The organism is Ensifer sp. D2-11 (genome assembly GCF_054161295.1).
In genome coordinates this window covers 2967989-2994195 of sequence record NZ_CP096433.1, presented here as the reverse complement: position 1 = coordinate 2994195, position 26207 = coordinate 2967989, and the positions used below count along the sequence as shown (strand labels likewise).

The 26207-nt window shown below is 63.1% G+C and carries 24 protein-coding genes and 2 tRNA genes; 10 read left to right on the top strand and 16 right to left on the bottom strand.

The window, feature by feature from the left end; genetic code table 11:
• The first annotated feature begins 310 nt into the window (after positions 1-310).
• Together pnp and M1D34_RS14395 are read left to right on the top strand one after the other, a co-directional pair.
• Positions 311-2464: a polyribonucleotide nucleotidyltransferase gene (gene pnp, locus M1D34_RS14400; RefSeq protein WP_003534371.1), complete on the top strand. Its 2154-nt coding sequence runs from the start codon at positions 311-313 to the stop codon at positions 2462-2464.
• A 79-nt stretch (positions 2465-2543) separates the two neighbouring features.
• On the top strand, positions 2544-3560 hold the full coding sequence (locus M1D34_RS14395; protein ID WP_027990438.1) for a class I SAM-dependent methyltransferase: 1017 nt from the start codon (positions 2544-2546) through the stop codon (positions 3558-3560).
• 217 nt (positions 3561-3777) lie between these two features.
• On the opposite strand, the gene fabI is transcribed toward M1D34_RS14395, so the two are convergent.
• The 3 genes from fabI to fabA are packed head-to-tail and all read right to left on the bottom strand — an operon-like array spanning position 3778 to position 6374.
• Complete coding sequence (gene fabI, locus M1D34_RS14390) at positions 3778-4584, bottom strand: enoyl-ACP reductase FabI (protein WP_028011148.1); 807 nt, start codon at positions 4582-4584, stop codon at positions 3778-3780.
• A gap of 4 nt (positions 4585-4588) precedes the next feature.
• Positions 4589-5809, bottom strand: coding sequence for a beta-ketoacyl-ACP synthase I (fabB, locus tag M1D34_RS14385; RefSeq protein WP_003534376.1), 1221 nt, complete (start codon positions 5807-5809; stop codon positions 4589-4591).
• Positions 5810-5858: 49 nt separating this feature from the next.
• Positions 5859-6374 carry a 3-hydroxyacyl-[acyl-carrier-protein] dehydratase FabA gene (gene fabA / locus M1D34_RS14380; protein ID WP_003534377.1) on the bottom strand — a complete coding sequence of 172 codons (516 nt, stop codon included), beginning with the start codon at positions 6372-6374 and terminating at the stop codon, positions 5859-5861.
• Positions 6375-6751: 377 nt separating this feature from the next.
• Here fabA and irrA point away from each other — a divergent pair, with 377 nt between their 5' ends.
• Positions 6752-7174 carry an iron response transcriptional regulator IrrA gene (gene irrA / locus M1D34_RS14375; protein WP_010968450.1) on the top strand — a complete coding sequence of 141 codons (423 nt, stop codon included), beginning with the start codon at positions 6752-6754 and terminating at the stop codon, positions 7172-7174.
• A gap of 37 nt (positions 7175-7211) precedes the next feature.
• On the opposite strand, the gene M1D34_RS14370 is transcribed toward irrA, so the two are convergent.
• From M1D34_RS14370 to M1D34_RS14355, 4 genes are all read right to left on the bottom strand, one after another.
• Positions 7212-7847, bottom strand: a complete 636-nt coding sequence (locus tag M1D34_RS14370; RefSeq protein WP_498779591.1) for a trimeric intracellular cation channel family protein — start codon at positions 7845-7847, stop codon at positions 7212-7214.
• A 63-nt stretch (positions 7848-7910) separates the two neighbouring features.
• Positions 7911-8699: a YdcF family protein gene (locus M1D34_RS14365; protein WP_153319011.1), complete on the bottom strand. Its 789-nt coding sequence runs from the start codon at positions 8697-8699 to the stop codon at positions 7911-7913.
• 273 nt (positions 8700-8972) lie between these two features.
• Positions 8973-9048, bottom strand: a tRNA-Ala gene (locus tag M1D34_RS14360).
• A 245-nt stretch (positions 9049-9293) separates the two neighbouring features.
• Positions 9294-9683 carry a TIGR02300 family protein gene (locus tag M1D34_RS14355; protein ID WP_003534381.1) on the bottom strand — a complete coding sequence of 130 codons (390 nt, stop codon included), beginning with the start codon at positions 9681-9683 and terminating at the stop codon, positions 9294-9296.
• Between the two features lie 284 nt (positions 9684-9967).
• Between M1D34_RS14355 and aroA the strand changes: the two genes are divergently transcribed.
• From aroA to rpsA, 3 genes are all read left to right on the top strand, one after another.
• On the top strand, positions 9968-11335 hold the full coding sequence (aroA, locus tag M1D34_RS14350; RefSeq protein WP_248448719.1) for a 3-phosphoshikimate 1-carboxyvinyltransferase: 1368 nt from the start codon (positions 9968-9970) through the stop codon (positions 11333-11335).
• Positions 11335-11973 (top strand): (d)CMP kinase, encoded by a 639-nt coding sequence (gene cmk, locus M1D34_RS14345; RefSeq protein WP_003534397.1) that lies wholly within the window; start codon positions 11335-11337, stop codon positions 11971-11973. The genes aroA and cmk overlap by 1 nt, the downstream gene beginning before the upstream one ends.
• 163 nt (positions 11974-12136) lie before the next feature.
• The gene (rpsA, locus tag M1D34_RS14340) at positions 12137-13843 is read left to right on the top strand and encodes a 30S ribosomal protein S1 (RefSeq protein ID WP_003534399.1); all 1707 of its coding nucleotides are present in this window, start codon (positions 12137-12139) and stop codon (positions 13841-13843) included.
• A gap of 100 nt (positions 13844-13943) precedes the next feature.
• On the opposite strand, the gene M1D34_RS14335 is transcribed toward rpsA, so the two are convergent.
• Positions 13944-15521 (bottom strand): hypothetical protein, encoded by a 1578-nt coding sequence (locus tag M1D34_RS14335; protein WP_498779587.1) that lies wholly within the window; start codon positions 15519-15521, stop codon positions 13944-13946.
• A 139-nt stretch (positions 15522-15660) separates the two neighbouring features.
• On the opposite strand from M1D34_RS14335, the gene M1D34_RS14330 reads away from it, so the two are divergent.
• Positions 15661-15993 (top strand): DUF6665 family protein, encoded by a 333-nt coding sequence (locus M1D34_RS14330; RefSeq protein ID WP_003534402.1) that lies wholly within the window; start codon positions 15661-15663, stop codon positions 15991-15993.
• A gap of 64 nt (positions 15994-16057) precedes the next feature.
• Here the strand turns inward: M1D34_RS14330 and M1D34_RS14325 are convergent, their stop codons facing one another.
• A complete protein-coding gene (locus M1D34_RS14325) occupies positions 16058-16585 on the bottom strand; it encodes a BA14K family protein (RefSeq protein ID WP_127598464.1) in 528 nt (175 codons plus the stop codon).
• Between the two features lie 391 nt (positions 16586-16976).
• On the opposite strand from M1D34_RS14325, the gene M1D34_RS14320 reads away from it, so the two are divergent.
• Positions 16977-17063 (top strand) — tRNA-Leu (locus tag M1D34_RS14320).
• 126 nt (positions 17064-17189) lie between these two features.
• Here the strand turns inward: M1D34_RS14320 and cya1 are convergent.
• The 3 genes from cya1 to M1D34_RS14305 all read right to left on the bottom strand — a co-directional run bounded on the left by cya1 (position 17190) and on the right by M1D34_RS14305 (position 20742).
• Entirely contained in the window at positions 17190-19187 is a 1998-nt protein-coding gene (gene cya1 / locus M1D34_RS14315) for an adenylate cyclase Cya1 (protein WP_498779584.1), read from the bottom strand.
• 93 nt (positions 19188-19280) lie between these two features.
• A complete protein-coding gene (locus M1D34_RS14310) occupies positions 19281-20327 on the bottom strand; it encodes a hydroxyacid dehydrogenase (protein WP_498779582.1) in 1047 nt (348 codons plus the stop codon).
• An 85-nt stretch (positions 20328-20412) separates the two neighbouring features.
• Positions 20413-20742, bottom strand: coding sequence for a hypothetical protein (locus M1D34_RS14305; protein WP_107607920.1), 330 nt, complete (start codon positions 20740-20742; stop codon positions 20413-20415).
• Between the two features lie 207 nt (positions 20743-20949).
• Here M1D34_RS14305 and M1D34_RS14300 point away from each other — a divergent pair, with 207 nt between their 5' ends.
• On the top strand, positions 20950-21576 hold the full coding sequence (locus M1D34_RS14300; RefSeq protein WP_003534411.1) for a ribonuclease D: 627 nt from the start codon (positions 20950-20952) through the stop codon (positions 21574-21576).
• 620 nt (positions 21577-22196) lie between these two features.
• Here M1D34_RS14300 and M1D34_RS14295 read toward each other — a convergent pair.
• Positions 22197-22478: an Rdx family protein gene (locus tag M1D34_RS14295; protein WP_004435540.1), complete on the bottom strand. Its 282-nt coding sequence runs from the start codon at positions 22476-22478 to the stop codon at positions 22197-22199.
• A 202-nt stretch (positions 22479-22680) separates the two neighbouring features.
• On the opposite strand from M1D34_RS14295, the gene M1D34_RS14290 reads away from it, so the two are divergent.
• Positions 22681-23133: a DoxX family protein gene (locus M1D34_RS14290; RefSeq protein ID WP_010968461.1), complete on the top strand. Its 453-nt coding sequence runs from the start codon at positions 22681-22683 to the stop codon at positions 23131-23133.
• A 93-nt stretch (positions 23134-23226) separates the two neighbouring features.
• On the opposite strand, the gene rnk is transcribed toward M1D34_RS14290, so the two are convergent.
• The 3 genes from rnk to lepA all read right to left on the bottom strand — a co-directional run bounded on the left by rnk (position 23227) and on the right by lepA (position 26158).
• A complete protein-coding gene (gene rnk, locus M1D34_RS14285) occupies positions 23227-23634 on the bottom strand; it encodes a nucleoside diphosphate kinase regulator (protein WP_010968462.1) in 408 nt (135 codons plus the stop codon).
• Between the two features lie 401 nt (positions 23635-24035).
• On the bottom strand, positions 24036-24269 hold the full coding sequence (locus M1D34_RS14280) for a type II toxin-antitoxin system CcdA family antitoxin (RefSeq protein WP_107607922.1): 234 nt from the start codon (positions 24267-24269) through the stop codon (positions 24036-24038).
• A gap of 53 nt (positions 24270-24322) precedes the next feature.
• Complete coding sequence (gene lepA / locus M1D34_RS14275) at positions 24323-26158, bottom strand: translation elongation factor 4 (protein ID WP_027990447.1); 1836 nt, start codon at positions 26156-26158, stop codon at positions 24323-24325.
• Between the last annotated feature and the right edge of the window lie 49 nt (positions 26159-26207).

Here is a 26207-nt window from a genome sequence, read left to right as displayed (position 1 = left end):
CGCTCTTCAAAAAGCCTAGGGTATTGTAAAGGGCGCCACAGCGCCGCGCGTCTTATCGGACGCGCAACCGTCCAGCGGACCGGATGGGCCGGGATCGCGGATCAACCAATGGCCCGTCATGGGGCAGGATTGCAGGATGCTTCGGCGCCTGCTTGCCGAAGCGGCTGCTATACGCAGCGCGGCAAAGCGGTATGCGGCCGGTTTTCTTTGAAGCCTCCCGTTGTCTTGCCCGTGATGCGCCACCAGGCGGCTTTGAGATCGCCCGCGCTTTATGAGCCGCGGAAGGTCTGTCGCACACGAAGGACAGAACATGTTCGAGACACACAAGGTAGAAATCGAATGGGCTGGGCGTCCGCTCAAGCTCGAAACCGGAAAAATCGCGCGTCAGGCCGATGGTGCCGTTCTCGCGACCTACGGCGAAACCGTCGTGCTCGCCACGGTGGTTTCGGCGAAGGCACCGAAGCCAGGCCAGGATTTCTTCCCGCTCACCGTCAACTATCAGGAAAAGACCTACGCTGCGGGCAAGATCCCCGGCGGCTATTTCAAGCGTGAGGGCCGCCCCAGCGAAAACGAGACGCTGGTGTCGCGTCTGATCGACCGGCCGATCCGTCCGCTCTTCCCGGACGGCTACAAGAACGACACCCAGGTCATCATCACGGTCATGCAGCATGACCTCGAGAACAACCCGGACGTCGTCGCGATGGTTGCGGCATCGGCTGCATTGACGCTTTCCGGCGTTCCCTTCATGGGTCCGGTCGGCGGTGCCCGCGTCGGCTACATCAACGGCGAATACGTTCTCAACCCGCATCTCGACGAAATGGACGAATCCACCCTCGACCTCGTCGTCGCCGGCACGCAGGAAGCGGTGCTGATGGTGGAATCGGAAGCGAAAGAGCTGCCGGAAGATGTCATGCTCGGCGCCGTCGTTTTCGGCCAGAAGGGCTTCCAGCCGGTGATCGACGCTGTCATCAGGCTTGCGGAAGTTGCCGCCAAGGAGCCGCGCGAATTCAATCCGGAAGATCACTCCGCTCTCGAAAATGCGATGCTCTCGATCGCCGAAGACGAGCTGCGCAACGCCTATAAGATCACCGAGAAGGCCGCGCGCTATGCCGCCGTCGATGCGGTAAAGGCAAAGGTCAAGGAGCATTTCCTGCCGGAAGGCGTCGAGAACCCGGCCCATACCGCCGAAGAGATCGCCGCTGTCTTCAAGCACCTGCAGGCCAAGATCGTTCGCTGGAACATCCTCGACACGAAGAGCCGCATCGATGGCCGCGACCTCGTCACGGTTCGCCCGATCGTCGCCGAAGTCGGCATCCTGCCGCGCACGCACGGTTCGGCGCTCTTTACCCGCGGTGAAACGCAGGCGATCGTCGTTGCCACGCTCGGCACCGGCGAAGACGAGCAGTATGTCGATTCCTTGACTGGCATGTACAAGGAAAACTTCATGCTGCATTACAACTTCCCGCCCTATTCGGTCGGTGAAACCGGCCGCATGGGTTCTCCGGGCCGCCGCGAAATCGGCCACGGCAAGCTCGCCTGGCGCGCCATCCATCCGATGCTGCCGACCGCGGAACAGTTCCCCTACACGCTGCGCGTCGTTTCCGAGATCACCGAGTCCAACGGTTCGTCCTCCATGGCAACCGTCTGCGGCACGTCGCTTGCACTGATGGACGCGGGCGTTCCGCTCGCCAAGCCGGTTGCGGGCATTGCCATGGGCCTCATCAAGGAAGACGACCGTTTCGCCGTCCTCTCCGACATTCTCGGCGATGAAGACCACCTCGGCGATATGGACTTCAAGGTCGCGGGCACGGATGCCGGCATCACCTCGCTGCAGATGGACATCAAGATCGAAGGCATCACCGAAGAAATCATGGGTGTTGCCCTTAACCAGGCCAAGGGAGGCCGCCTGCACATTCTCGGCGAAATGGCCAAGGCCATCTCCGAGAGCCGCGGCCAGCTCGGCGAGTTCGCACCGCGCATCGAAGTCATGAACATTCCGGTCGACAAGATCCGTGAAGTCATCGGCTCGGGCGGCAAGGTCATCCGCGAAATCGTCGAAAAGACCGGCGCCAAGATCAATATCGACGACGACGGCACCGTCAAGATTGCGTCGGCTTCCGCCAAGGAGATCGAGGCCGCCCGCAAGTGGATCCACTCGATCGTCGCCGAGCCGGAAGTCGGTCAGGTCTATGAAGGCACTGTCGTCAAGACGGCCGATTTCGGCGCCTTCGTCAACTTCTTCGGCGCCCGCGACGGCCTCGTCCACATCTCGCAGCTCGCTTCCGAGCGCGTTGCCAAGACCACCGACGTCGTCAAGGAAGGCGATAAGGTCTGGGTCAAGCTGATGGGCTTCGACGAGCGCGGCAAGGTTCGTCTCTCCATGAAGGTCGTAGACCAGGCGACCGGCAAGGAAATCGTTGCCGAGAAGAGCGAAAAGAAGGACGGCGGCGAAGCCGCCGAGTAAGCCGGCCTCGGCTGAAACCATTCAGGGCGCGGAGCGGATCGCTTCGCGCCCTTTCTTGTGACGAAAACGGAATTGAACCATGAGCCGCGACGCGCTGAAAACACTGTTCCATCCCTTCGCAATGGGGATCATCGATCCGCCGGGAGAGGGCGAGCGGGTACTCTTCCTCGGCGCCGAGGCGGGCTACCGCCTGCCGGAAGGCTTTGCTGCGGACGTCTCCGCCGTGCAGCCGCTCAAGCCGCTCTACCGCGCGCTGACGGCCGCTCGCGCCGATGTGGTGCCCGTCGCGGCCGGCGACGGCTACGACGCTGCCCTCGTTCTCTGCGGCAGGCACAAGGGCGAGAACGAAGACCGCATTGCACAGGCTTTGGAACGCACCCGCGCCGGTGCCCTGATCGTAGTCGCCGGCGGCAAGGAGGACGGCATTCAGTCGCTGCGCAAGAGGATCGACAAGTTCGGCTGGGATGGCGACTCGATGCCGAAATATCACGGCGTCGCCTTCTGGTTCACGCGGCCGGAGGACGCCGCCGAGGCCATCTCGGCGCTCGCCAAGGTCCCGGTGCGCGTCGACGGCCTGTTCGTGGCATCGCCCGGCATGTTCTCGCATGACCGCGTCGATGCCGGTTCGGAGCTGCTCGCGTCGCGCCTGCCGCGCGATTTCACCGGCCACGCGGCGGATTTCGGCGCCGGCTGGGGCTATCTCTCGGTCAAGCTTGCCGAGGCTTCGCCCAGCCTCAAGGGCATCGATCTGTTCGAAGCGGATTTCGAAGCGCTGGAGGCGGCACGGGCAAACATGGCAGCGAATGCGCCTTCGACGGCGGCCCGTTTCTATTGGCACGACCTGACGGCGGAAGAGACGCGCGACAAATACGACCTTATAGTCATGAACCCGCCCTTCCACGAGGGCCATGCCGCCGAGCCTGCGCTCGGCGCGGCGATGATCAAGGCGGCCGCCAAGGCGCTGAAGCATGGCGGCCGGCTGATGCTCGTCGCCAATCGCGGACTTCCCTATGAGCCGGTCCTGACGGAGAACTTCAAGGAAATCGGCGAGACCTGCCGCAATGCGCGCTTCAAGGTGCTCTGGGCGAAGCGCTGAGTCGATTTATTTGCCGTAATGCGACCCCTCCCCAACCCCCAAAAGGGGGAGGGGCTACTTCTGCCGCACCTCGCGGTCCAAAGTCAGCCTTTGCGTCATCCGCGAACTTGCGAAATGGGAAAGCGCCAGCCGCAAGCGCCTAACCCCTCACCCTTGTGGGGAGGGGTTGCGGAGGGGCCTCATCCAACCGCCGTGGGCAGCGTGGCAATCACGCGATTTAATCCGCGTCTGCGACCCGCAATGCTTCGAGCGTCGGCATCGAGGTGATGTTGTAGCCGGAGTCGACGTAATGAATTTCGCCGGTGACGCCGCGCGAGAGGTCCGAGAGCAGATAAAGTGCGGAACTGCCGACGTCTTCTATGGTGACGGTCCGGCGCAGGGGCGAGTTCTTCTGCTGCCAGGAGAGCATCGCGCGCGCATCGGAAATGCCGGCGCCCGCAAGCGTCCGGATCGGACCGGCCGAGATCGCATTGACGCGGATTCCGCGCGCTCCGTAGTCGGCGGCAAGATAGCGCACCGAAGCCTCGAGCGCGGCCTTGGCGACACCCATGACGTTGTAGTTCGGCATGACCCGCATCGAGCCGCCATAGGTGAGCGTCAGCATGGTGCCGCCCTCGCTCATCAGCTCCGCTGCACGCTTGGCAATCTCGGTAAAGGAGAAGCAGGAGATCACCATGGTGCGGCTGAAATTGTCCCGCGTCGTGTCGGCATAGAGACCCTTGAGCTCGTTCTTGTCCGAGAAGCCGATGGCGTGGACGACGAAATCGAGCTTGCCCCAGCGCTCCTTTATGGCGTCGACGACAGCGTCGACGGAGCCGATGTCCTCGACGTCGCAGGGGAGCAGGAAGTCGGAATTGACCTCTGCAGCCAGCGGCTTGACGCGCTTGCCGAGGGCTTCGCCCTGATAGGTGAAGGCGAGCTCTGCGCCCTGGGCTGCGAGAGACTTGGCGATTCCCCAGGCAATAGAATGGCTGTTGGCGACGCCCATGATGAGGCCGCGCTTTCCGTTCATCAATCCGTTCATCGTGTTATCCGTTATAGCGCTGGAAAACGAGCGTCGCGTTTGTGCCGCCGAAGCCGAAGGAGTTCGAAAGAACCGTGTCGATCTTGGCATTGTCGATGCGCTTGCGGACGATCGGCACCCCTTCGAATTCGGGATCAAGCTCGGTGATGTGGGCGCTTTCGCCGATGAAGCCGGCCTGCATCATCAGGAGACCGTAGATCGATTCCTGCACGCCGGCCGCGCCGAGCGAGTGGCCGGTCAGCGATTTCGTGGACTGCACATGCGGCATCTTCTCGCCGAAGACCTCGCGGATGGCGCCGATCTCCTTCTGATCGCCGACCGGCGTCGAGGTGCCGTGGGTATTGATGTAGTCGACCTCGCCCTTCACGGTGGCCAGCGCCTGGCGCATGCAGCGAACCGCGCCTTCGCCTGATGGCGCGACCATGTCGTAGCCGTCCGAAGTGGCGCCGTAACCGACGATTTCCGCATAGATTTTGGCGCCGCGCGCCTTGGCGTGCTCCAGCTCTTCCAGAACGAGAACGCCGGCACCGCCGGCGATGACGAAGCCGTCGCGGTTCGCGTCATAGGCGCGCGACGCGACGGACGGCGTGTCGTTGTACTTCGACGACATGGCGCCCATGGCGTCGAAAAGATTGGACATGGTCCAGTCGAGATCTTCATGGCCGCCCGCGAACATGACGTCCTGCTTGCCCCACTGGATCATTTCCGCGGCATTGCCGATGCAATGCGCCGAAGTCGAGCAGGCCGACGAGATCGAGTAGTTGACGCCGTGGATCTGGAACCAGGTCGCGAGCGTCGCCGAAGCCGTAGACGACATCGCCTTCGGCACCACGAAGGGGCCGATCCGCTTCGGGCTGTTGTTCTTGCGGGTGATCTCCGCCGCTTCGACGATCGCGCGGGTAGAAGGGCCGCCCGAGCCCATGATGATGCCGGTGCGCTCATTGGTGATGTCGCCGGCCTCGAGCCCGGAATCGGCGATCGCCTGCTTCATCGCCACATGGTTCCAGGCGCCGCCCTGGGACAGGAAGCGCATGGCGCGGCGGTCGACGAGGTCGCTCGGGTCGAGCGTCGGCGCTCCCCAGACCTGGCATTTGAAGCCGTGCTCGGCAAAGTCCGGAGAAAACGTGATGCCCGACCGCGCATCGCGCAGCGACGCGGTGACTTCGTCGGCATCGCTGCCGATCGAGGAAACGATGCCGAGGCCCGTTACAACAACCCGTCTCATGTCAGATGACCTTTTCTTCGATTGGAACCGTGCGGGGATCGCCCGCAGTTCAGTCGGCCTTTTCCTGGAAGAGGCCGACCCTGAGATCGGTGGCCTTGTAGATCGTTTCGCCATCGGCCTTCATCCAGCCGTCGGCGATGCCAAGAACCAGACGGCCGCGCATGACGCGCTTGAAGTCGATGCCGTATTCTACCAGCTTGGTCTTCGGCGTCACCATGCCGGTGAACTTCACTTCCCCGGTGGAGATGGCGCGGCCCTTGCCGGCCTCCCCGAGCCAGCCGAGGAAGAAACCGGTCAATTGCCACATGGCGTCGAGACCGAGGCATCCGGGCATGACGGGATCGCCCATGAAGTGGCAGGGAAAGAACCAGAGATCCGGCGTGATGTCGAATTCGGCGCGGACATAACCCTTGTCGTTTGGCCCGCCCGTTTCCGAAATGTCGGTGATGCGGTTGAACATCAGCATCGGCGGCAGCGGCAGCTGCGCGTTGCCGGGGCCAAACATTTCGCCTCGGCCGCAGATCAGGATTTCCTCATAGCTGAAGCTGGATTGTCTGGTGGTCATGAATGGTTGCTTCCCGAATCTATTATGTGTTCTCCGACCTGCTTTAGTGCAAGTCCGGTCTGATTTGAAGCGCAACCTGTCATCCGCGGCTGCGATGCGGGCTGCGGCTCGTGACGTTCCAAGTAGAGCGGCATGCGGGCTAAGGAAAGCTCTCTCATCGTCTTCGAACCGCTCGGAATGGTGACATCATTCCGCCGTCGCTTACAGTATGAATGTGGCGGCGGCCAGAGTTAAATGCCCGCCTTCCCCCGCTTTGGGCCGATTTTCAGGCCTTTGCGGCCTTCGCATGTGCGGAATCTATTGAAAGCCGCGGCGCCAGAAGTTATATCGCAAATTGATAATCCACGGATCCCGCAGGTATATCGGAACGGTTGTCGATGACGAAAGCAACGCACATGTCCTCACAGGAGAGGCTGCGCAGTTCGGGTTTGCGCCCGACGCGCCAGCGCGTCGCGCTTGCCGATCTGATCTTCGCCAAGGGCGACCGTCACCTGACGGTGGAGGAACTGCATGAGGAGGCCGTCACTGCCGGCGTTCCCGTTTCGCTCGCGACCGTCTACAACACGCTCCACCAGTTCACCGAAGCCGGCATGATCCGCGTCCTCGCCGTCGAGAGCGCCAGGACCTATTTCGATACGAATGTCTCGGATCACCACCATTTCTTCATCGAGGGCGAAAACGAAGTCCTCGACATTCCGGTGAGCAATATTCAGATCGACAATCTCCCCGAACCGCCGGAAGGCATGGAAATCTCCCATGTCGACGTGGTAATCCGGCTGCGCCACAAGACCGAGCGCTGAGCGTCCGTCGCCTCATCTCTCGCGTCACGAAGTCTCGTCACATCACGTCGTCCGGGTCGCGGCCGGGACCGGCCTTGCCCGTCGGCAGCGTCCAGCCGTATCGAAGCGCGCCGCCCCGCACGGCGAAGGCCGTGATGACGCCGAGTGCGGACGTTGCGACAAGCGTCAATCCGGCTAGGCTGGCCAGGACGAAGGCGCCGGCGCCGATGAGGGCGGCGCTGACGTAGATCTCCGGCCTCAGGAGGACAGAGGGCTCGCCGGCCAGCAGATCTCGCAGAACCCCGCCGAAGGTTGCCGTCAGGGCGCCCGTGACCAGGGCGACGATGGGCGATCCGGTCGCCGCCAGCCCCTTTGCCGCGCCCATCACGCAATAGGCCGAGAGGCCGAGCGCGTCGAGCCATACGAGCATCCGGTAGCGCGATTCGAGCAGATGGGACGTGAGGAAGACGGCGACCGCCACCGCCGCGCAGACGATGATGAAATTAGGGTTCACCACCCAGAACACCGGCGTCGCGCCGAGAACGAGGTCGCGGATGGTGCCGCCGCCAATACCGGTCGCGGAAGCGAGAAACAGATAGCCGATGATGTCGAGCTGCTTGCGGGAGGCCGACAGCGCGCCCGTCGCCGCAAAGATTGCGACGCCCGCATAGTCGAGGAATTCGAGGATCGGCATGGCTGCTCCGCTTGGCTGCAAGTCTCCTCTAATCGTAACCTATTAAAGAAAACATGCGGTAGACTACCGCGGCAGCAGCGTCTGCGTCCGGCCGAGGAGATAATAGGCAACGAGCCCGGTCCACTCCTTGGCGGCCGTCGTCGCCAATTGGGCGTTAAGCGAGGGCTGGGTGAAATCGACGCCGAGCCGCACCTTGCCGCTCGTGCGATAATCCGTCGGCCAGGGCGTGACCTCCATGCCGTTTGCGCGAAAAAGACCGATAGAGCGCGGCATGTGGTATGCGGAGGTCACGAGTGCGCAACGCTCAAGCCCGTTCTTGGCCAGCAGATCCCTGGTATAGCGTGCGTTTTCGAAGGTCGTCCGCGATTCTCCCTCGCGGATCAGCCGGTCGGATCCGATGCCGAAGGTCCCGAAGAAATTTTCCGAGGCATGCGCGTCGCCCTCGTAGATGCCGCTGAGCGACCCGTCTCCGCCCGAGACAAGGATGCGTGCCTGCGGATAGGCCTGCGCGAGCCTCAAGGTCTCGACGAACCGCTCGGCCGCCTGGTTCAGCTCCATGCCGCCGCGGCTGGCCATCACCACATTCTCGAAGGCGCCGCCGAGCACGATGATGCAGGCAAGCTCCGTGGGCTCCGGCGTGGGGCGGGGAAACCGATCCTCGAGGATCTGCAGGAAATAGGAGCCGGCGGTGGTGAAGAGTGTGACGAAGAGGACGGCGAGCCCGAAGGCGCTCGAAGTACCGCCGCTGCGGCGGAAACGGCCGAGCATAAGCAGCACCCCGACGAGGAGCGCGAGGAAGGCAAGCGACAGCGGCTGCGCGACGAGCCAGAAGATTTTCGAGACGAGAAACATGTGTCCAGTTTCTCCGCGACTGCGGGTTAAGATTTCATCAACCGTGGCTACGATTTCTGCTCGGTCTGCCGGCCGGTCCGGCCCGACGCGAACAGCGAAGGTAAATGCCGGATATTCGGCTATTATTGAAGGATGAAACAGAAATCCGCTGTCACCGCTTCGCAGGCATCAGCCGACGTAAAGTCGCGGCGGGAGATTGCCATGCAAGGCTGGGCGCATGAGCGGCGCATCGCCTTCACCCCCGAACGCGTCCTAAAAATTCATCGGAAAATTTGGTGGAGCTAAGCGGGATCGAACCGCTGACCTCTTGCATGCCATGCAAGCGCTCTCCCAGCTGAGCTATAGCCCCATCAGGGTCCGGCTTTGCCGGTCCGGGAAGATCGCAAGGCGCGTTGTGCCCGGCGAGTGGCGGCTTATTACTTCTGCTAGGTGCAGATGGCAAGCCGAAAAGTGAGGGCCGGGACGATTTATTTTTCGGTTCCGGCCGGATGCTTCGATGCCGATCGCGCTCGATGGATGGGGCGGTTTCATGCGCCTTTCGAAACGCTTGCGGGCAGGCATGCGGGCGCTGATCCGCCCGCGTCGCCGGTCTGTTCAGACGTCGTCGTCCTCGTCGGAAACGCCGATGATGTCGCTCATGTCGTCGTCATCGTCTTCGTCGTCGGTCTGGAGGAAGGTGTCGTCGTCGTCGCCCTCGATCTCGACATCGTCGTCGCCGAGATCCGGCAGATCGTCGCCGCCCGAGGCCTCGTCATCCGCTTCCTCGAGCGAGACGAGTTCGACTTCCGTGTTCTCGGTATCGACTTCCTTGACGTCTTCCTCTTCTTCCTTCTCGAGCACCTTGGCGACGGAGGTCTCCTCGAAGAAGGACAGCGGATAGGACTTGCCCGTGTAGGGGGAGACGATCGGATCACGGTTCAGATCGTAGAATTTGCGCCCCGTTTCCGGGTCGATGCGCTTTGTTCCAAGTTCCGGTTTTGCCACAGTCAAAGCCTCTTGAATGGCCGGCGAGCCGGCTCTTGCCGGAAAGCCGGCGGTTAGAAAAGTATCAAGCTTATGATGATTAGCCGGTCCCCATAATCATCTTGGCGAGTTCTGTCAAAGATAAACTTCCGCGAGCTCCGGCCGTCATTTTCTTCGCAGCAGGAGGATGACCCTTTTCGCGCATTGTGTTAGGGAGCCGGCGAGACCGGCGGTCCGCCAACAACGCGCCGGAAAGCACCACCTTCCGCGCCAGCCGTCAGCCGGATTGTCAGAGGAAAACCACGATGTCTCACGGCTCGAACCCGCGGCCCGCCACCGCACGCAAGTCTTCCGACCTCAAGGGCACCTTGCGCATTCCGGGCGACAAGTCGATCTCGCACCGCTCCTTCATGTTCGGCGGTCTTGCCGCGGGCGAGACGCGCATCACCGGTCTCCTCGAAGGCGAAGACGTGATCAATACCGGCAAGGCCATGCAGGCGATGGGCGCCAGGATCCGCAAGGAGGGCGACACCTGGATCATCGACGGTGTCGGGAACGGCGCGCTGCTCGCGCCCGAGGCACCGCTCGACTTCGGCAATGCCGGCACCGGCTGCCGGCTGACGATGGGCCTTGTCGGCGTCTATGATTTCGATTCCACGTTCATCGGCGACGCCTCGCTGACCAAGCGCCCGATGGGCCGCGTGCTCGATCCGCTCCGCGAAATGGGCGTTCAGGTGAAGTCGGCCGAGGGCGACCGGCTGCCGGTGACGCTGCGCGGGCCGAAGACGCCGAACCCGATCACCTATCGCGTGCCGATGGCGTCTGCCCAGGTGAAATCTGCCGTGCTGCTCGCCGGCCTCAACACGCCCGGCATCACGACCGTCGTCGAGCCGGTGATGACCCGCGACCATACGGAAAAGATGCTGCAGGGCTTCGGCGCCAATCTGACAGTCGAGACCGATGCCGAGGGCGTGCGCACCATACGCCTCGAGGGCCGCGGCAAGCTGACTGGCCAGGTGATCGACGTGCCGGGCGATCCGTCCTCCACAGCCTTTCCGCTGGTGGCGGGGCTCATCGTTCCGGGCTCGGACATCACCATCCTCAACGTGCTGATGAACCCGACCCGTACCGGCCTCATCCTGACCCTGCAGGAAATGGGCGCCAATATCGAAGTCATGAACAAGCGGCTTGCAGGCGGCGAGGATGTCGCCGATCTGCGCGTGCGCCATTCGGAGCTCAAGGGCGTGACGGTGCCGGAGGACCGCGCGCCGTCGATGATCGACGAATATCCGGTGCTCGCCGTCGCCGCTGCCTTCGCCGAGGGCACGACCGTGATGAACGGACTGGAGGAGCTCCGCGTCAAGGAGTCCGACCGCCTGTCCGCCGTGGCGGACGGCCTGAAGCTCAACGGGGTGGATTGCGACGAGGGCGAGGCCTCGCTGGTCGTACGCGGCCGGCCGGGCGGCAAGGGCCTGGGCAATATCTCGGTCGGCCAGGTAAAGACCCATCTCGACCACCGCATCGCCATGAGCTTCCTTGTCATGGGACTTGCCTCGGAGCATCCGGTAACGGTCGACGATGCGACGATGATCGCGACGTCCTTCCCCGAATTCATGGGCCTGATGACGGGACTGGGCGCGAAGATCGAAGAGGCAGAGAACAAGGCAGCCTGATGACCTTCGTAATCGCCATCGATGGACCTGCGGCCGCCGGCAAGGGAACGCTCTCGCGCCGGATCGCCGAGCAATACGGCTTCCACCATCTCGACACGGGGCTGACCTATCGCGCGACCGCAAAGGCACTCATGGATGCCGGATTGCCGCTCGACGACGAGGCGGTGGCCGAGAAGACGGCGCGCGAGGTGGACCTTTCCGGGCTCGAACGCGCCGTGCTTTCGGAGCATTCGATCGGCGAGGCGGCGTCGAAGATCGCCGTCATGCCGGCCGTGCGCCGGGCACTGGTCGAGGCGCAGCGAGCCTTCGCGCGCAAGGAGCCGGGTACCGTCCTCGACGGGCGCGACATCGGCACGGTCGTCTGCCCTGATGCGGCGCTGAAGCTCTATGTGACCGCTTCCCCCGAAGTGCGGGCGAAGCGGCGCCATGACGAGATCGTCGCCGGCGGCGGAAAGGCTGACTACACCGCGATTTTCGAGGACGTGAAGAAGCGCGACGGGCGCGACATGGGGCGTGCCGACAGTCCTTTGAGACCTGCCGAGGACGCGCACTTGCTTGATACTTCCGAAATGAGTATAGAGGCGGCATTCCAGGCGGCGAAGACGCTGGTCGACGCCGCCCTGAAAGAGAAGATTTGAAGAAGGCCTGATCCCGGCCCAGCCGGTCTCCTTCTTGAAAATAGCCTGAAATTCCGTCCACGCGCCGGATTGCTCCATGACAGGAGCGGACTGGGTTCAGGCCTGTCTAACACCAACCCCCGGCGCACATGCGTCTCCGGCAGGAGATGCAGCAGGAGATTATATGTCTGCAACCAACCCCACCCGTGATGATTTCGCAGCGCTTCTGGAAGAGTCCTTCGCCAAGACGGACCTCGCCGAAGGCTATGTCGCCAAGGGCATCGTCACGGCGATCGAAAAAGACGTCGCAATCGTCGACGTCGGCCTGAAGGTCGAAGGCCGCGTACCGCTGAAGGAATTCGGCGCCAAGGCCAAGGACGGCACGCTGAAGGTCGGCGACGAAGTCGAAGTCTATGTCGAGCGCATTGAAAACGCACTCGGCGAAGCAGTCCTCTCGCGCGAGAAGGCCCGCCGCGAAGAGAGCTGGCAGCGCCTGGAAGTCAAGTTCGAAGCCGGCGAACGCGTCGAAGGCATCATCTTCAACCAGGTCAAGGGCGGCTTCACCGTCGATCTCGACGGCGCCGTAGCCTTCCTGCCGCGTTCGCAGGTCGACATCCGTCCGATCCGCGACGTGACGCCGCTGATGCACAACCCGCAGCCCTTCGAAATCCTCAAGATGGACAAGCGCCGCGGCAACATCGTCGTTTCGCGCCGCACGGTTCTCGAAGAGTCCCGCGCCGAGCAGCGTTCTGAAATCGTTCAGAACCTCGAGGAAGGCCAGGTTGTCGAGGGTGTCGTCAAGAACATCACCGATTACGGTGCGTTCGTCGACCTCGGCGGCATCGACGGCCTGCTGCACGTCACCGACATGGCATGGCGCCGCGTCAACCATCCGTCGGAGATCCTGAACATCGGCCAGCAGGTCAAGGTTCAGATCATCCGCATCAACCAGGAAACCCACCGCATCTCGCTCGGCATGAAGCAGCTCGAGTCCGATCCGTGGGATGGCATCGGTGCGAAGTATCCGGTCGGCAAGAAGATCTCCGGTACCGTCACGAACATCACCGACTACGGTGCGTTCGTCGAGCTGGAGCCGGGCATCGAAGGCCTGATACACATCTCCGAAATGTCCTGGACGAAGAAGAACGTTCACCCCGGCAAGATCCTGTCCACGAGCCAGGAAGTCGACGTGGTCGTTCTCGAAGTCGACCCGACCAAGCGCCGCATCTCGCTCGGCCTCAAGCAGACGCTCGAGAACCCGTGGCAGGCCTTCGCGCATAGCCATCCGGCTGGCACGGAAGTCGAAGGCGAAGTCAAGAACAAGACCGAATTCGGTCTGTTCATCGGCCTCGATGGCGATGTCGACGGCATGGTCCACCTCTCCGACCTCGACTGGAACCGCCCGGGCGAGCAGGTCATCGAAGAATTCAACAAGGGCGACGTCGTCCGTGCTGTCGTTCTCGATGTGGACGTCGACAAGGAGCGCATCTCGCTCGGCATCAAGCAGCTCGGCCGTGATGCGGTCGGTGAAGCTGCCGCTTCCGGCGAACTGCGCAAGAACGCCGTCGTTTCGGCAGAAGTCATCGGCGTCAACGATGGCGGCATCGAAGTGCGGCTCGTCAACCACGAGGACGTCACCGCCTTCATCCGTCGCGCCGACCTCTCGCGCGATCGCGACGAACAGCGTCCGGAGCGTTTCTCGGTCGGCCAGACCGTCGATGCGCGGGTCACCAACTTCTCCAAGAAGGACCGCAAGATCCAGCTGTCGATCAAGGCTCTGGAAATCGCGGAAGAGAAGGAAGCCGTCGCTCAGTTCGGCTCTTCCGACTCTGGTGCTTCGCTCGGCGACATTCTGGGCGCTGCGCTCAAGAACCGCCAGAACAACGAGTAATCGTTGACGGACTTGAAATGAAAAGCCCGCGGAGAGCGATCTCCGCGGGCTTTTTCGTGGGCAGGGGCGAAAACCGTTCCGCACTTTTCCTAACAGTGATCTAGGCCAGGCCGCCGAGCTTTCGGTAGAGGTCATAGGCGTCGGCTGCCGGTCGATCTTCGGCCTGATCCTGTTCGCCGCCGGCCGCATGTCCCTGCTGCTGGTCGTCGCTTTCCCGTTCTCCCCGGTCATCCCTTGCGTCTTTTTCCGGCTCGCTCTCGCTTTCCCGCTTACGCCGGTCCACCTCGTCGGCATCGCTTTCTTCCGCCGGCGGGTAAGGAACCAGTGCGAAGGGAAACATCCGCGGAAGTCCGCTTTCCGGCACCCGGGCGAAGCCCTGCGGCGCCATCGCGTCCTCGTCGGTCCGGCGCTCTGCCTGAGGAGGGGGCAGGTCGGGGAGAGATGCATCGGTTCCTGCGTCGGACGCGGCGTCCACCGGCGGTTCGCTGGCGGCTGCTGCGCTTCTGACCGCGCCGGTGGTCTCCCGTGGCCGCGCCGGCGCCTCGTTCTCCGGCGGCAGCAGGGGCGCGGCCGGTCCTGCGTCTTCCATGTCGCGAGGTTGCCAGCTCTTGCTCGTCCCCGGCAGCGCAAGACTGTCGCGTATGACCGCTCTCAAGGCCTCCGCCGGCGGTTGCGCCATGCGCGCGGCACTTTGCATCCGCACTCGTGGTCTATTGTCCTCCCTCGCGGAGCGCGAGGGGCCGTCGGTGCCCTCTGAGCCTTCGCCGTCAGGGAGGCTTTCAGCGCCGGCTTCGGCGACTGCAGCTTTGCCCTCGGCTGTCGCAGGTTTTGCATCTTTCGGCAGGGCGAGCGCACTCCCGTTCAGGCCCGCCGCCTGACTGCGGCGCGGCGCCGATGGTTCCGCCAAATCCGCTTCGCTATCCGGGAGCTGCTCATCGGAGCCTTCCGGCGTCATGGCCGCCGTATCCGCCATCTCCGCCATCTCCCCCTCAAGCGGGCTTGCCGAAGCATCTCTCGCTGCAATCTCCGCACCTCGCGGCGCCGCAGGAGCGTTCGTGGGCGCCTTCGGCGAACGTTGCGGCCGGGCCGGAGCCTCCTCCTGCGCCGCTTCGATTGCCGCGCCCTTGGGTGTCGTCTCGATCCGCACGTCCTCCACATCGGCGCCGTAGGTCTTCTTGAGCATCGCTTGAAGCAGCGCGAGATCGCTCGGCACGGGTCTTTTGGCGCCCGGAAGCACTGGCGGGACCTGTGCCGGCAGGGGCAGGCTGCGGAGCGGGGTTCGATCAGGCGGCACCGCGCCCCGGCGGTCTCCCGCGATCGTCGCCGCAACGGCGACGCGCTGCACGAGGCTGCGGGTGGCCAATTGCTTCTCCAGAAGCAGGCGTTCCGGCATTGGCAATGCCTCGATGAAGCCGGTCAACCGCCGAATGAAGGCGCGTCCGGTCTCCTGCGGCAGGGGTGGAAATTTGAGGATGAGCGCCAGGTCTTCTACCAGCTTCACCAGTGCGTCCTTGGATAGGACCTCCTTGCCGGAGAGATGGCGGGACAGCGCATCGACGATCTTCCGGATCGCCTCGCTACGCTCCGCCGCCGGCAGCGAGCGGCGCAGGCCCTGCGTCGTCTCCTCAGCAGATCCGACGGCTGTCCTGATGGCGATGAAGGCGGGCAGATCGGGCATGATCCGCAAGCTTAGGTCAAACGGGTTTAGGGAGTGTTAACCATGACGATGACTTTGCGCCACGCGGCAGTCGCCGCACCGCCCCCTTGCGGGAAGCTCATTCACGGCCCATCCTGGCATGAGCTTGATGGAGCCGCCGATGACATTTCGCCCGCCGCAATCGCTGCGCAGTTTCGGTCTCACCGGTAACGGGGTGAACGTCCTCGAATACGAGCTGATGGCCGAGCGCGCCGACGCGCTGGGGCGCAACGGCCTGAAGGTCGAGAAGGCAATTGCCGCCCTGAATGCCTTCAACAGCAACAGGCACCCGCCTTCCGAACGCGAGCGACTGCTCGACGAGGCGGCCGACGCGGTTTGGGCCTTCCTCATCCAGCGCGAGATCTGCGGCCTTCGCGACAGCCGCGATGCCGTGCGCCGCTACGGCATTCCGAAGGAAGTCATGGCGCGCGTCGGAATCGTCAGGAAGCGCTGACTGACGGGAGCGCCGCGCGTTTGAGGGAACGCGCGGACTCGATGAATCCAAGGGTACGCTCCCCCTACCGATAGGGCGAGTAGCAGACCCGGTAGACCCCGCCATAGGTCAGGTACCGGTTGGAGGCAGGGTTATAGGACCGATAGCGCGACAGGCACCAGCTGACATGGCTATTGCCGCCGCTCCGGACGTAGCCGCCGCCATAGTAGCGTGGCCTATAGGAGCGATAACCGTAATATGCGGGCCCGGGATAGCTGTAATAGCCGGGGCCATAAAAGCGCGGCCCGTAATAATAGCGGTTCCCGTAATACGGGCGGTAGCGGTAGCTGGGTCCGAAATAGAAGCTGATCCCGGACCGCCTGTAATAGGGGCTCCAGCCCGGATAGAAGCCGGATCCTCCATAATAGCCGCGGCGAGAATAGCCGCCGCGCCACCCGTAACGGCCGCGATGCGTGGCATTCTCGACGCCGGCCGGCGCTTTGATCGCAATGTCGAGCGCCGGGCGCGGCATGGCCTGAACGGACGTTACAGGGGGAACCGCGGAGGCGGCGGCGAGTGTGCAGCTGACAACGAAATTCCGAAATTTCGTCATTTTCTCCTCACTTTCCGAAAGCCGTTGCTTTCCGGTTTTTGTCCCTGCTCCTTTCAGCGCCGCGCGACTTATCAGACGCGCAAAGGCCGCTGTAACTCTTCAAGTTGCTGCATTTTTTGGCGGTGATCGGCCGACCAACGAAACATGCAGCAGACGTTTGGTGTCGCATGCCTATTCGTGGGCGCGTGCTCCACGTATCGACGCGGGCGTTCCGGATTCCGCCCATTCGCCGTTGCTCTAGAATGCGCCTCTCCGGCTCTCATGTCACTGGAATTCTTGCCCTATCATCGAGGACCCGGCCGCGCTTTACCGCGCTTTTTCGCGATGCGAGACGAAAACTTCAAAATGCCTGTTGACACTTCGGTCACGGCCTTTTACATGCCGGTCCGTCGCCCAGATGGCGGAATTGGTAGACGCGCCAGCTTCAGGTGCTGGTACTCGAAAGGGTGTGGAGGTTCGAGTCCTCTTCTGGGCACCATTCCATTTCCGTAACCGCTTTTGCGGTTCGGAAGTCAAAAAAAGCCCGGGTTTCCGGGCTTTTTTGCTTTCAGAGTTTCGAAGCGAATTCAGCGGGGCCGCCGTTCGCCGCGGCATCTGCCTTTCCTCAGGCGGCCGTTCCGGCTTCGGTAGTGTTCACCGCGCGGACGACGCCCACGACTTCGTAAATGTCGAGCGCCGTCGAACGGCCCTTTGCCTTGGCGGTGCCGAGCGGGCGGAACTTCACCATGTCCTTGCATTGGGCGACCACCGCGCCGCTTGCAAGAACGCTCGTGCCGTAATCCTTGTTCATGCCCTCGAGCCGCGAGGCGACGTTCACCGTGTCGCCCATCGCCGTATATTGCAGCCGTTCCTTGGCGCCGACGCTGCCGACGACGGCCGTTCCGGTGTGGATGCCGAAGCGGGTGCGGAACTCCGGCAATCCGCTGGCACGTTGCGCAGAATTGAAGGCCTCGAGCCTCTCCTCGACCGCGAGTGCGCATCGACAGGCATGCTCGGCATGCCTGGTATCGGCGACCGGCGCGTTCCACATGGCAAAGACCGAGTCTCCATGGAACTGGATGATGGTTCCGTCGTGGGCGGCGACGACCTCGCTGAACAGGTCGAAATACTCCGAGAGCATCGCGACCACTTCTTCCGGCGACCGGCCCTCGCTGATGGTGGTGAAGTCGTAGATGTCGGTGAACATCGCCGTCACCTCCTGCCGCCACGCGGCGCGGCCGCCGAAATGGCCGGATTCGATGCCCTTGCGCACCAGCTCCTTCGGAACATAGAGCGCGAAGGTGAAGATCGCGTCGCGAGCCCTGTTCATTGCGCCGTTGAGCGTCGAGATTTCCGCCACATGCGACGAAACGTCGATAGGAGTGGCGAAATCCAGGTCCTGCAGGCGGTTGGCGCTGTCGGTGAGCTGGTTGAGCGACTTCGTGATCAGATGCGCAAGCACGAGGGCCAGGAGAACGGCGCCCACCACCACGGCGCCCGAGACGGCAAGTCCCTGAACGAGCGTCTCGTTTGCGGCCGCCAGCAGCTCGTCGAGAGGGGCGGCGACGACCACCCGGTGCCCGGACAGAAGCAATGCCGATTCGAGCGGCGCCACCGTGACGAGATAGGTGCGGTTTCCGACTTCGACGAGAGTTGCCTTTCCGGCCGGTGGCGGGTTGCGCCGGATGCTCTCGATCAGTCCATCCTCCTGCGGCGTGGCCACGGGCCGGTCCCGGCCCTTCGATGCCATGATGCGCCGCATCATGGTGGAGTCGGAGTGGATGATCGGTCGTCCCACCGCATCGAGCACGAAGGAAACCGAGTCGTCGGTCAGCCGCTCGCGGGACAGAAAATCCGTGATCGTATCGAGAACGACATCGGCGCCGATGACGATTTGGGGGTTGCCGCGGTGCGCTTGCGATATGGTCATCCCGAGATTGCCTGTGGTGGCCATCTCATAGGGACCGATGGCCACCGGCGCCTTGCCGTTGACGGCCGCGCGGTACCAGGGCCGCGTCCTCGGATCGAAGCCGTTGGAGGCAGCGTGACGTTCGGCAAACTGCAGGCCGCTCGCGTCCAGGAACAGGATCCGGTCGAACGGCTTGCCCTGGTCGTTCCTCTCCATCGAGCGCACGGCGATCGCCGCCCCCCGCGGTGCGTCCAGGGCCATGCGCCAGGCGGCCGAATCCAGATCGACCACATGAAAGAATGCGCCGCTCGGATAACCGACATAGACGCCGTCGATGTGCGGCGAGCGGGCGATGCCCTCGCGCAGCACTGCCACCTTGTCGTTCATGCGCTCCGGCGGAGGCACGAGAAAGGAATTGGCGACGGATGCGACGAGGCTGACGAGCGCGGAGGTGTCCCCGGAGAGGGCGCCGAGCCGATCGACCAGGCGACCGACGAAGGCATCCATATTGTCTTCGGCACCGGCGATCGCAGCGCTGCGTGCGCGGCGGTAGTCAAGCCCCACCAGCGTCGCGGACACGACGATGAGCATAGCAACCATCACGAGACCGAGCAGCGACCGCAGTGAGCTGGTCCAGGTCCGGGAAGGCTTGTCCGCGTTGGAATCTTGCATGCTTTCGATGTCCTTGAATCCGGATTCCGATCTTTGCAGCATTGCACCGGATTTTCATAGCACCACCGGCCGTGTACGAGCTGCGCTACAGCGCCGCGCGGCTAGGATAAAGGCAGTTGTGCTGCCCATCACTCTTCAGTTGACGGTGACGGGCTTTGAGCGCATTCGGGCCACCGTCTCCCGCTCCGCCCGCTTGCAGCGCATCGGCGGCAGGCTGCGGTCCATCAGTTCCATATCCTCGAGCACCATCTCGCCCATCCTCTTGAAGGCGATGTCGAGCGCACCGGCCCGGTGCGCCGAGCGCAGGAAGCCGGGTAGCCGGCGGACAGGATGTCCGAGGGGCAGGGGCTCCTCCGGGAAGACGTCGCTTGCCGCGCGGATATGGCCGCTTTCGACGGCTGCGATCAATGCATCGAAATCCACGACTCCGGCGCGGCTCAGGAGAATGAAGGCGGCGCCCGGACGCATGGCCGCGAAGGCCTTGGCGCCGAGGAAGCCCTCATTGTCGCTGGTTACCGCTGCGACGACAAACAGGAAGTCGCTCTCGGCGAGGACCGTCTCGAGCGACGCCGGTTCGACGCCGGCGTCGAGAAGAACGGAGGCCGGCAGCCAGGGATCATGGACGCGGATCTTCGCACGAAATCCCGACAGGACGCGGTTGAGCGCCTTGCCGAGATCGCCGAAGCCGATGATGCCGATCGCCGAGCCCGAGAGGAGCCGGGCGGACTTGTTGCCCTCACCGCCCCAGCGCTCGCGCCCCTCGCGGAAATCCACATCCGCATCGACGATGCCGCGGGCGAGGTTGAGCGCCATGGCGAGCCCCATCTCCGCCACCGGTTCGGCGAAAACCTGGCCGGTGGTGAGCACGTGGATGCCGCGCTGGAAAACCACGTCGTAGGGCATGTTGTCGATGAGATTGCTTTCGACGTTGAGAACGGCCCGCAGCCGCGGCATGCGCTCGAGCGTGTCCGCGGAAAGCGGCGGCTGTCCGACGATATAGCGGGCCTCGGAGAGGACGGCGGAGCCGAGCCCGGCGATGTTCTCCGGATCGGCTTCGATCACGCGGTAGCGCCGGTGAAGACGCTCGAGCGCGTCGGGCGTGAAGATCAGATCGAGCGTACGCGGCGCGGGCGCGCTGATGACAAGTGGCCTGTCGGTTCGCGGCCTGTCGGTTTCGGGCATGGTTTCCTCCAGTCAGTGCCGTCCCGGGCGTAGTTTCGTCTTTCCCGAGCGTGCAATGCAAGCGTGCTTTTTTCTTGGCTCGACCTCAATAGTTGAGGCCGCGCTTCTGTCGTTCCAGCGACGGCGGCAGTTCGCCGCTTTGGAAGATCGGTCCGCTGCCCTCGCGGCAGCGATAGGTCGTATCGTAACGCGGGCGGCCGTGAGACGACTCGAAAGGACCGTAGCGGTCGATGAAAACCTGCTGGCAAACGATGTTCTTATCGTCGCGCAGCGGGTCCACCGGCCGCACGCCCGGCAGGTCGTGGAAGGCCTGCGACAGCTCGAATGTCGCCTCGCCGGCGAGGCCGGCACCGGGCGAGAGGGTCAATATCAGGGCGATGACGGGAGGCGCCAGGGCGAAACGGAACCAGGTCATATACGAACTTTCTCGGGGTGACGGCAAACGGAACGTCCGCCGAAGGACAAGGTATCGCGGCCGGCCAACATGCGCTATAGGCCAGCTACGCTCCACAGCGCCCGCGAGCCTGATCAGACAGGCCGGGATCGCTGCAGCACTTGAATCTCAGCAGGCTTCCTGAGCCGTTCTCAGGGAAACATGCAAGTAACGATCTGGGGATTTTCGATGGCGAATACAATAAGGTTCCACGAGGGCGACATTTCCGAGACCGACGCCGCCCGCTATACGGGCGCGATCGCGATCGATACGGAAACGCTCGGCCTGGTCCCGCGTCGCGACCGCCTTTGCGTCGTGCAGCTCTCGTCGGGCGACGGGACTGCCGATGTGATCCGCATCTCCGCCGGCCAGAAGCAGGCGCCGAACCTCGTCTCGATGCTCGCCGATCCGACGCGCCAGAAGATCTTCCATTTCGGCCGCTTCGACATCGCCGTGCTGTTCCATACCTTCGGCGTCACCGCGTCGCCGGTCTTCTGCACCAAGATCGCCTCGCGCCTCGCCCGCACCTATACGGACCGGCACGGTCTCAAGGACAATCTCAAGGAACTGCTCGACATCGACATTTCCAAGCAGCAGCAGTCTTCCGATTGGGCCGCCGACATTCTTTCGCCGGCGCAGCTCGAATATGCCGCCTCCGACGTGCTCCACCTGCATGCGCTGCGCGACAAGCTGACGGCGCGGCTCCTGCGCGATGGCCGGATGGAACTCGCCGAGGCCTGCTTCTCGTTTCTCCCCACGCGTGCCAAGCTCGATCTGCTCGGCTGGGAAGAGACGGACATCTTCGCGCATAGCTGATGCATGTTGCCCTCTTCCTCATCCCTGTGCTCGTCACAGGGATCCGGCAGCGCCGCGTCTGCGGCGCGGAAGAGTCCTTTCAGCCCAAGGACTTGGACTGGCTGGATTCCTGTGACGAGCACAGGAATGAGGGAGGCAGGGCACGGGCGCTGCCGCAACCTCGTTTGGGGACTGCGCGCCATCTCCTCGATATCCGCGCACCTATGAGAACTATTCCGAGGGACCGGGACCTTCTCTCCCCTCATCCCTGTGCTCGTCACAGGGATCCAGCAGCGCCGCGTCTGCGGCGCGGGTGAGTCTTTTCAGCCCAAGGACTTGGACTGGCTGGATTCCTGTGGCGAGCACAGGAATGAGGGAGGCAGGGCACGGGCGTTACGGCACCTTCGCTTGGGGACTGGGTCCTCGACATCCGCGCACCCATGAGAAGTATTCTGAGGGACCGCACCCTCTCTCCCCTCATCCCTGTGCTCGTCACAGGGATTCAGCAGCGCCGCGTCTGCGGCGCGGAAGAGTCTTTCCAGTCCAATGACTTGGCCCAGCGGTATTCCTGTGACAGGCACAGGAATGAGGATCGAAGGTGAGTCTTGCGCGCTGCACGTCAGCTGCGCCTGGGCGGGACTCTAGCTCCTGTCCGTGTGGCCGAGATCGCGCTCGGGCTCGATCACGTCGCGAATGCGTTGTTTCAGCTCCTTAGGTCCGGGAAAGCCGCCGTCGCGCTTGCGTTCCCAGATCAACGCGCCATCGACGCGAATCTCGAAATTGCCGCCGGTCCCGGGGATGAGCGCCACTTCCCCGAGCGTATCGGCGAAGGTCGACAGCAATTCCTGCGCCATCCATCCGGCGCGCAGCAGCCAGTTGCACTGGGTGCAGTAGAGGATGGTGACGCGTGGCTTTTCGCTCATCTCGCATGTCCTGTTCACTTGGCTTTCGCGCCCCAGGAAACATCGAGCAGCGTCGTCGCGCAAGCGCCGCGATCGATGCCTTCACGGGTGTCTCACATAAATGTCAGCTTCAGCCGTCAAGTTTTTGACGTCGAGCCCTTGTTTTCCAAAGGGCCAGAGGCAAGAGAAACCCCTGATTTGCAATGGATGCGAAAGGGATTTCATGACCGATACCGCTGCCAACAATCGACCGCGCGCGATCCTGCCGGCGCTCGAAAAGATTTATCTGCCGCTCGATACTTTCGCCGAGACGTTGCTGCGCGTCGTCGCAGGCCTGCTGCTGGTCACTCACGGCTACGGCAAGATTCTCAACCCCTTCGGCGCGGCCGGCATGGTGGAGGGGCTTGGGTTCTATCCGGGCGTTTTCTGGTCGCCCCTGCTTTCGGCGACCGAGTTCTTCGGCGGCATATTCATTGCCATCGGCTTCCTGACGCGGCCTGCTGCCTTCGCGGCGACGATCGTGCTGCTCGTCACCGTCTATTTCCACGGCATCGTCCAGGGGCAGGGTCTTGGCGGGGCGGAGAAATCCATCCTCTGGGCGGCGATCACACTCTTCTTTGCCATTCGCGGCGCCAACAGCCAGTCCGTCGACGCCAAGCTCGGCCGTCAATTCTGATCTCACGCTTTGAATTAAAGCTCTTCCGGGCGGCGACACACTTTTCCCGAAAGCGCTCTGAAAGCGGCCGGTTCGATCCGGCCGCTTCGATGCTCAGTCCGCCTGCGGCATCACGCTGCGGATCGTCATACGGTGTACCTTGCCGGCCCTGTCGACCCAGTCGATCGACTGTCCGACGGAAAGGCCGATCAGCGCCGCTCCAATCGGCGTCAGCACGGAAATCTTGCCGGCTTCGATGTCAGCCTCCCCCGGATAGACGAGCCTCACTTCCTTAGCAAAACCGTTGTCGGCGTCGAAGGCGACGGTCGAGCCCATCTGTACGCTGTCCTTGGGCAGCTTGCCGGGAGCGGCGATTCGCGCGCGGTCGAGTTCGGAAAGCAGCGCCTCCGCGACGTCCGGGACACGGTCGAGCGCCGAGGAGGCGATCGCCGTCAGACGTGCATGGTCTTCGGCATTGATGACGATCGAGGGAAGCTTCTTGCGGGTTGTCTTGTCCGCCATGATGATACCTGTGCTTGGGCGCACCGCTCTGCTTGCGCCGAAAGTGAAATGTCGAGGATGATTTACGCTCGCCGCTCGGGGGTGGAGGCTTGGCCATCCGCTCGCCGATGCGTAGGCCCCCTTACCCGGAGAGCGCACGCATCCGGGCCGGGGTCAGGTTCCTGCGATGGGGCAGACCCGGAAAGAACAGCGGAAATGGATCGCGAGCACTGGCATGAACTGAAGGTCGGAAACTTCACCCGTGAAGTCAAGCCCAGCGTGACCACTTGAAGCGCCGCATCGCCCGTGTTCATTCATTGCGGGTCGCTCAAGAAGATCAGAAGCCTTGAAACGCAAAGTCCGTAGCGGCGACGATTTCGTCACGCTGATCTGACAAGTCGGTGACCAAGGTGCCGAGCTCTTTAGAACTGCCGGCGTTTCGCCAGCGTCAGTCCGCGTTTATCGACAAAGGCATTTGCATCGGCGATCGCCTCGGCGTTCTCGATCTGCCAGAGTTTTCCCTCTTCGGCTCTGATGGCCTGGGCGATTCCCTCTTCGGCGGCGCGTGAAACATTGATCTTGAGATCGCGCGCCTGCGCAAGCAGATCGCCATCGAGGGTGAGATTTGCCGGGCGTCTTGCAGTCGGTCGCGACATGTTTGCTCCACGTCGATGCGCATATTGTACGCGCATCGACGCCGGACCAGCAATCACTCGTCGCTCATCTTCAGCGCGGCGATGAAGGCTTCCTGCGGGATTTCCACCTTGCCGAACTGGCGCATCCGCTTCTTGCCGGCCTTCTGCTTCTCCAGAAGCTTGCGCTTTCGGGTGGCGTCGCCGCCGTAGCACTTGGCGGTCACGTCCTTGCGCAGCGCCGAGATGGTTTCGCGGGCGATCACGTTGCCGCCGATGGCGGCCTGGATCGGGATCTTGAACATGTGCTTCGGGATCAGTTCCTTCAGCTTCTCGCACATTTCACGGCCGCGCTTTTCCGCCGCCATCCGGTGCACCATCATCGACAGCGCGTCCACCGGCTCGCCGTTGACGAGGATCGACATCTTCACGAGGTTGCCTTCCTTGTGCTCGGTGATCTGGTAGTCGAAGGAGGCGTATCCCTTGGAGATCGACTTCAGCCGGTCGTAGAAATCGAACACGACTTCGTTGAGCGGCAGGTCATAGGTGAGCATCGCGCGGGTGCCGACATAGGTCAGCTCGATCTGGATGCCGCGACGATCCTGACAGAGCTTCAGGATGCCGCCGAGATATTCGTCGGGCGTCAGGATCGTCGCGCGGATCCACGGTTCGTGGATTTCGGCGATCTTGACCACGTCCGGCATGTCGGCGGGGTTGTGAAGCTCGCGCTCCGAGCCATCGGTCATGAACAGCTTGTAGACGACCGAGGGTGCCGTCGCGATCAGATCGAGATCGAATTCGCGCTCCAGACGTTCCTGGATGATTTCGAGATGCAGAAGGCCGAGGAAGCCGCAGCGGAAGCCGAAGCCGAGTGCGGCGGAGGACTCCATTTCAAAGGAGAAGGAGGCGTCGTTGAGGCGCAGCTTGCCCATGGCCGAGCGCAAGTCCTCGAAGTCGGCGGCGTCGACCGGGAAGAGGCCGCAGAACACGACCGGCTGGGCGGGCTTGAAGCCGGGCAGCGCCTTGGCCGTCGGTCGCTTGTCCTCGGTGATCGTATCGCCGACGCGGGTGTCGGCCACTTCCTTGATGGAAGCTGTGATGAAACCGATCTCGCCGGGTCCGAGCGCCTCCATGGCAACCATCTTCGGCGTCAGCACGCCGACGCGCTCCACCTGGTACTTCGCATCCGTCCCCATCATGCGGATGGTCATGCCCTTCTTCAGCGTTCCGTCGATGACGCGCACCAGAACCATGACGCCGAGATAAGCGTCGTACCAGCTGTCGACGAGCAGCGCCTTCAGGGGCGCGGCGTCGCCGCCCTCGCTCTTCGGGGCGGGCAGCTTATGGACGATCGCCTCCAGCACGTCCGGAATGCCGAGACCGGTCTTGGCAGAGATCAGCACGGCGTCGGAGGCGTCGATGCCGATCACTTCCTCGATCTGCTCCTTGATCCGCTCCGGCTCGGCCGCAGGCAGGTCGATCTTGTTCAGAACGGTGACGAGCTCGTGATTGTTGTCGATCGCCTGGTAGACATTGGCGAGCGTCTGGGCTTCGACGCCCTGGCTGGCGTCGACGACGAGCAGCGAACCTTCGCAGGCCGAAAGCGAGCGCGAGACCTCGTAGGCGAAGTCGACGTGGCCGGGCGTGTCGATGAGGTTCAGCACATAGGTTTCGCCGTCGTTCGCCTTGTAGTGCAGGCGAACGGTCTGGGCCTTGATGGTGATGCCGCGCTCGCGCTCGATATCCATGCTGTCCAGGACCTGCTCGGACATTTCGCGCTCGGCAAGGCCGCCGGTCGACTGGATCAGCCGGTCGGCGAGCGTCGATTTGCCGTGATCGATATGCGCCACGATCGAGAAGTTGCGGATATGCGACAGGGGCGTCTTGGAAGATGGTGTGCTCATGGGCCGCATATAGCAGCGCGATCAGGCGGCGCAAAGCGGGAAATGAAGGCTTCGTTCA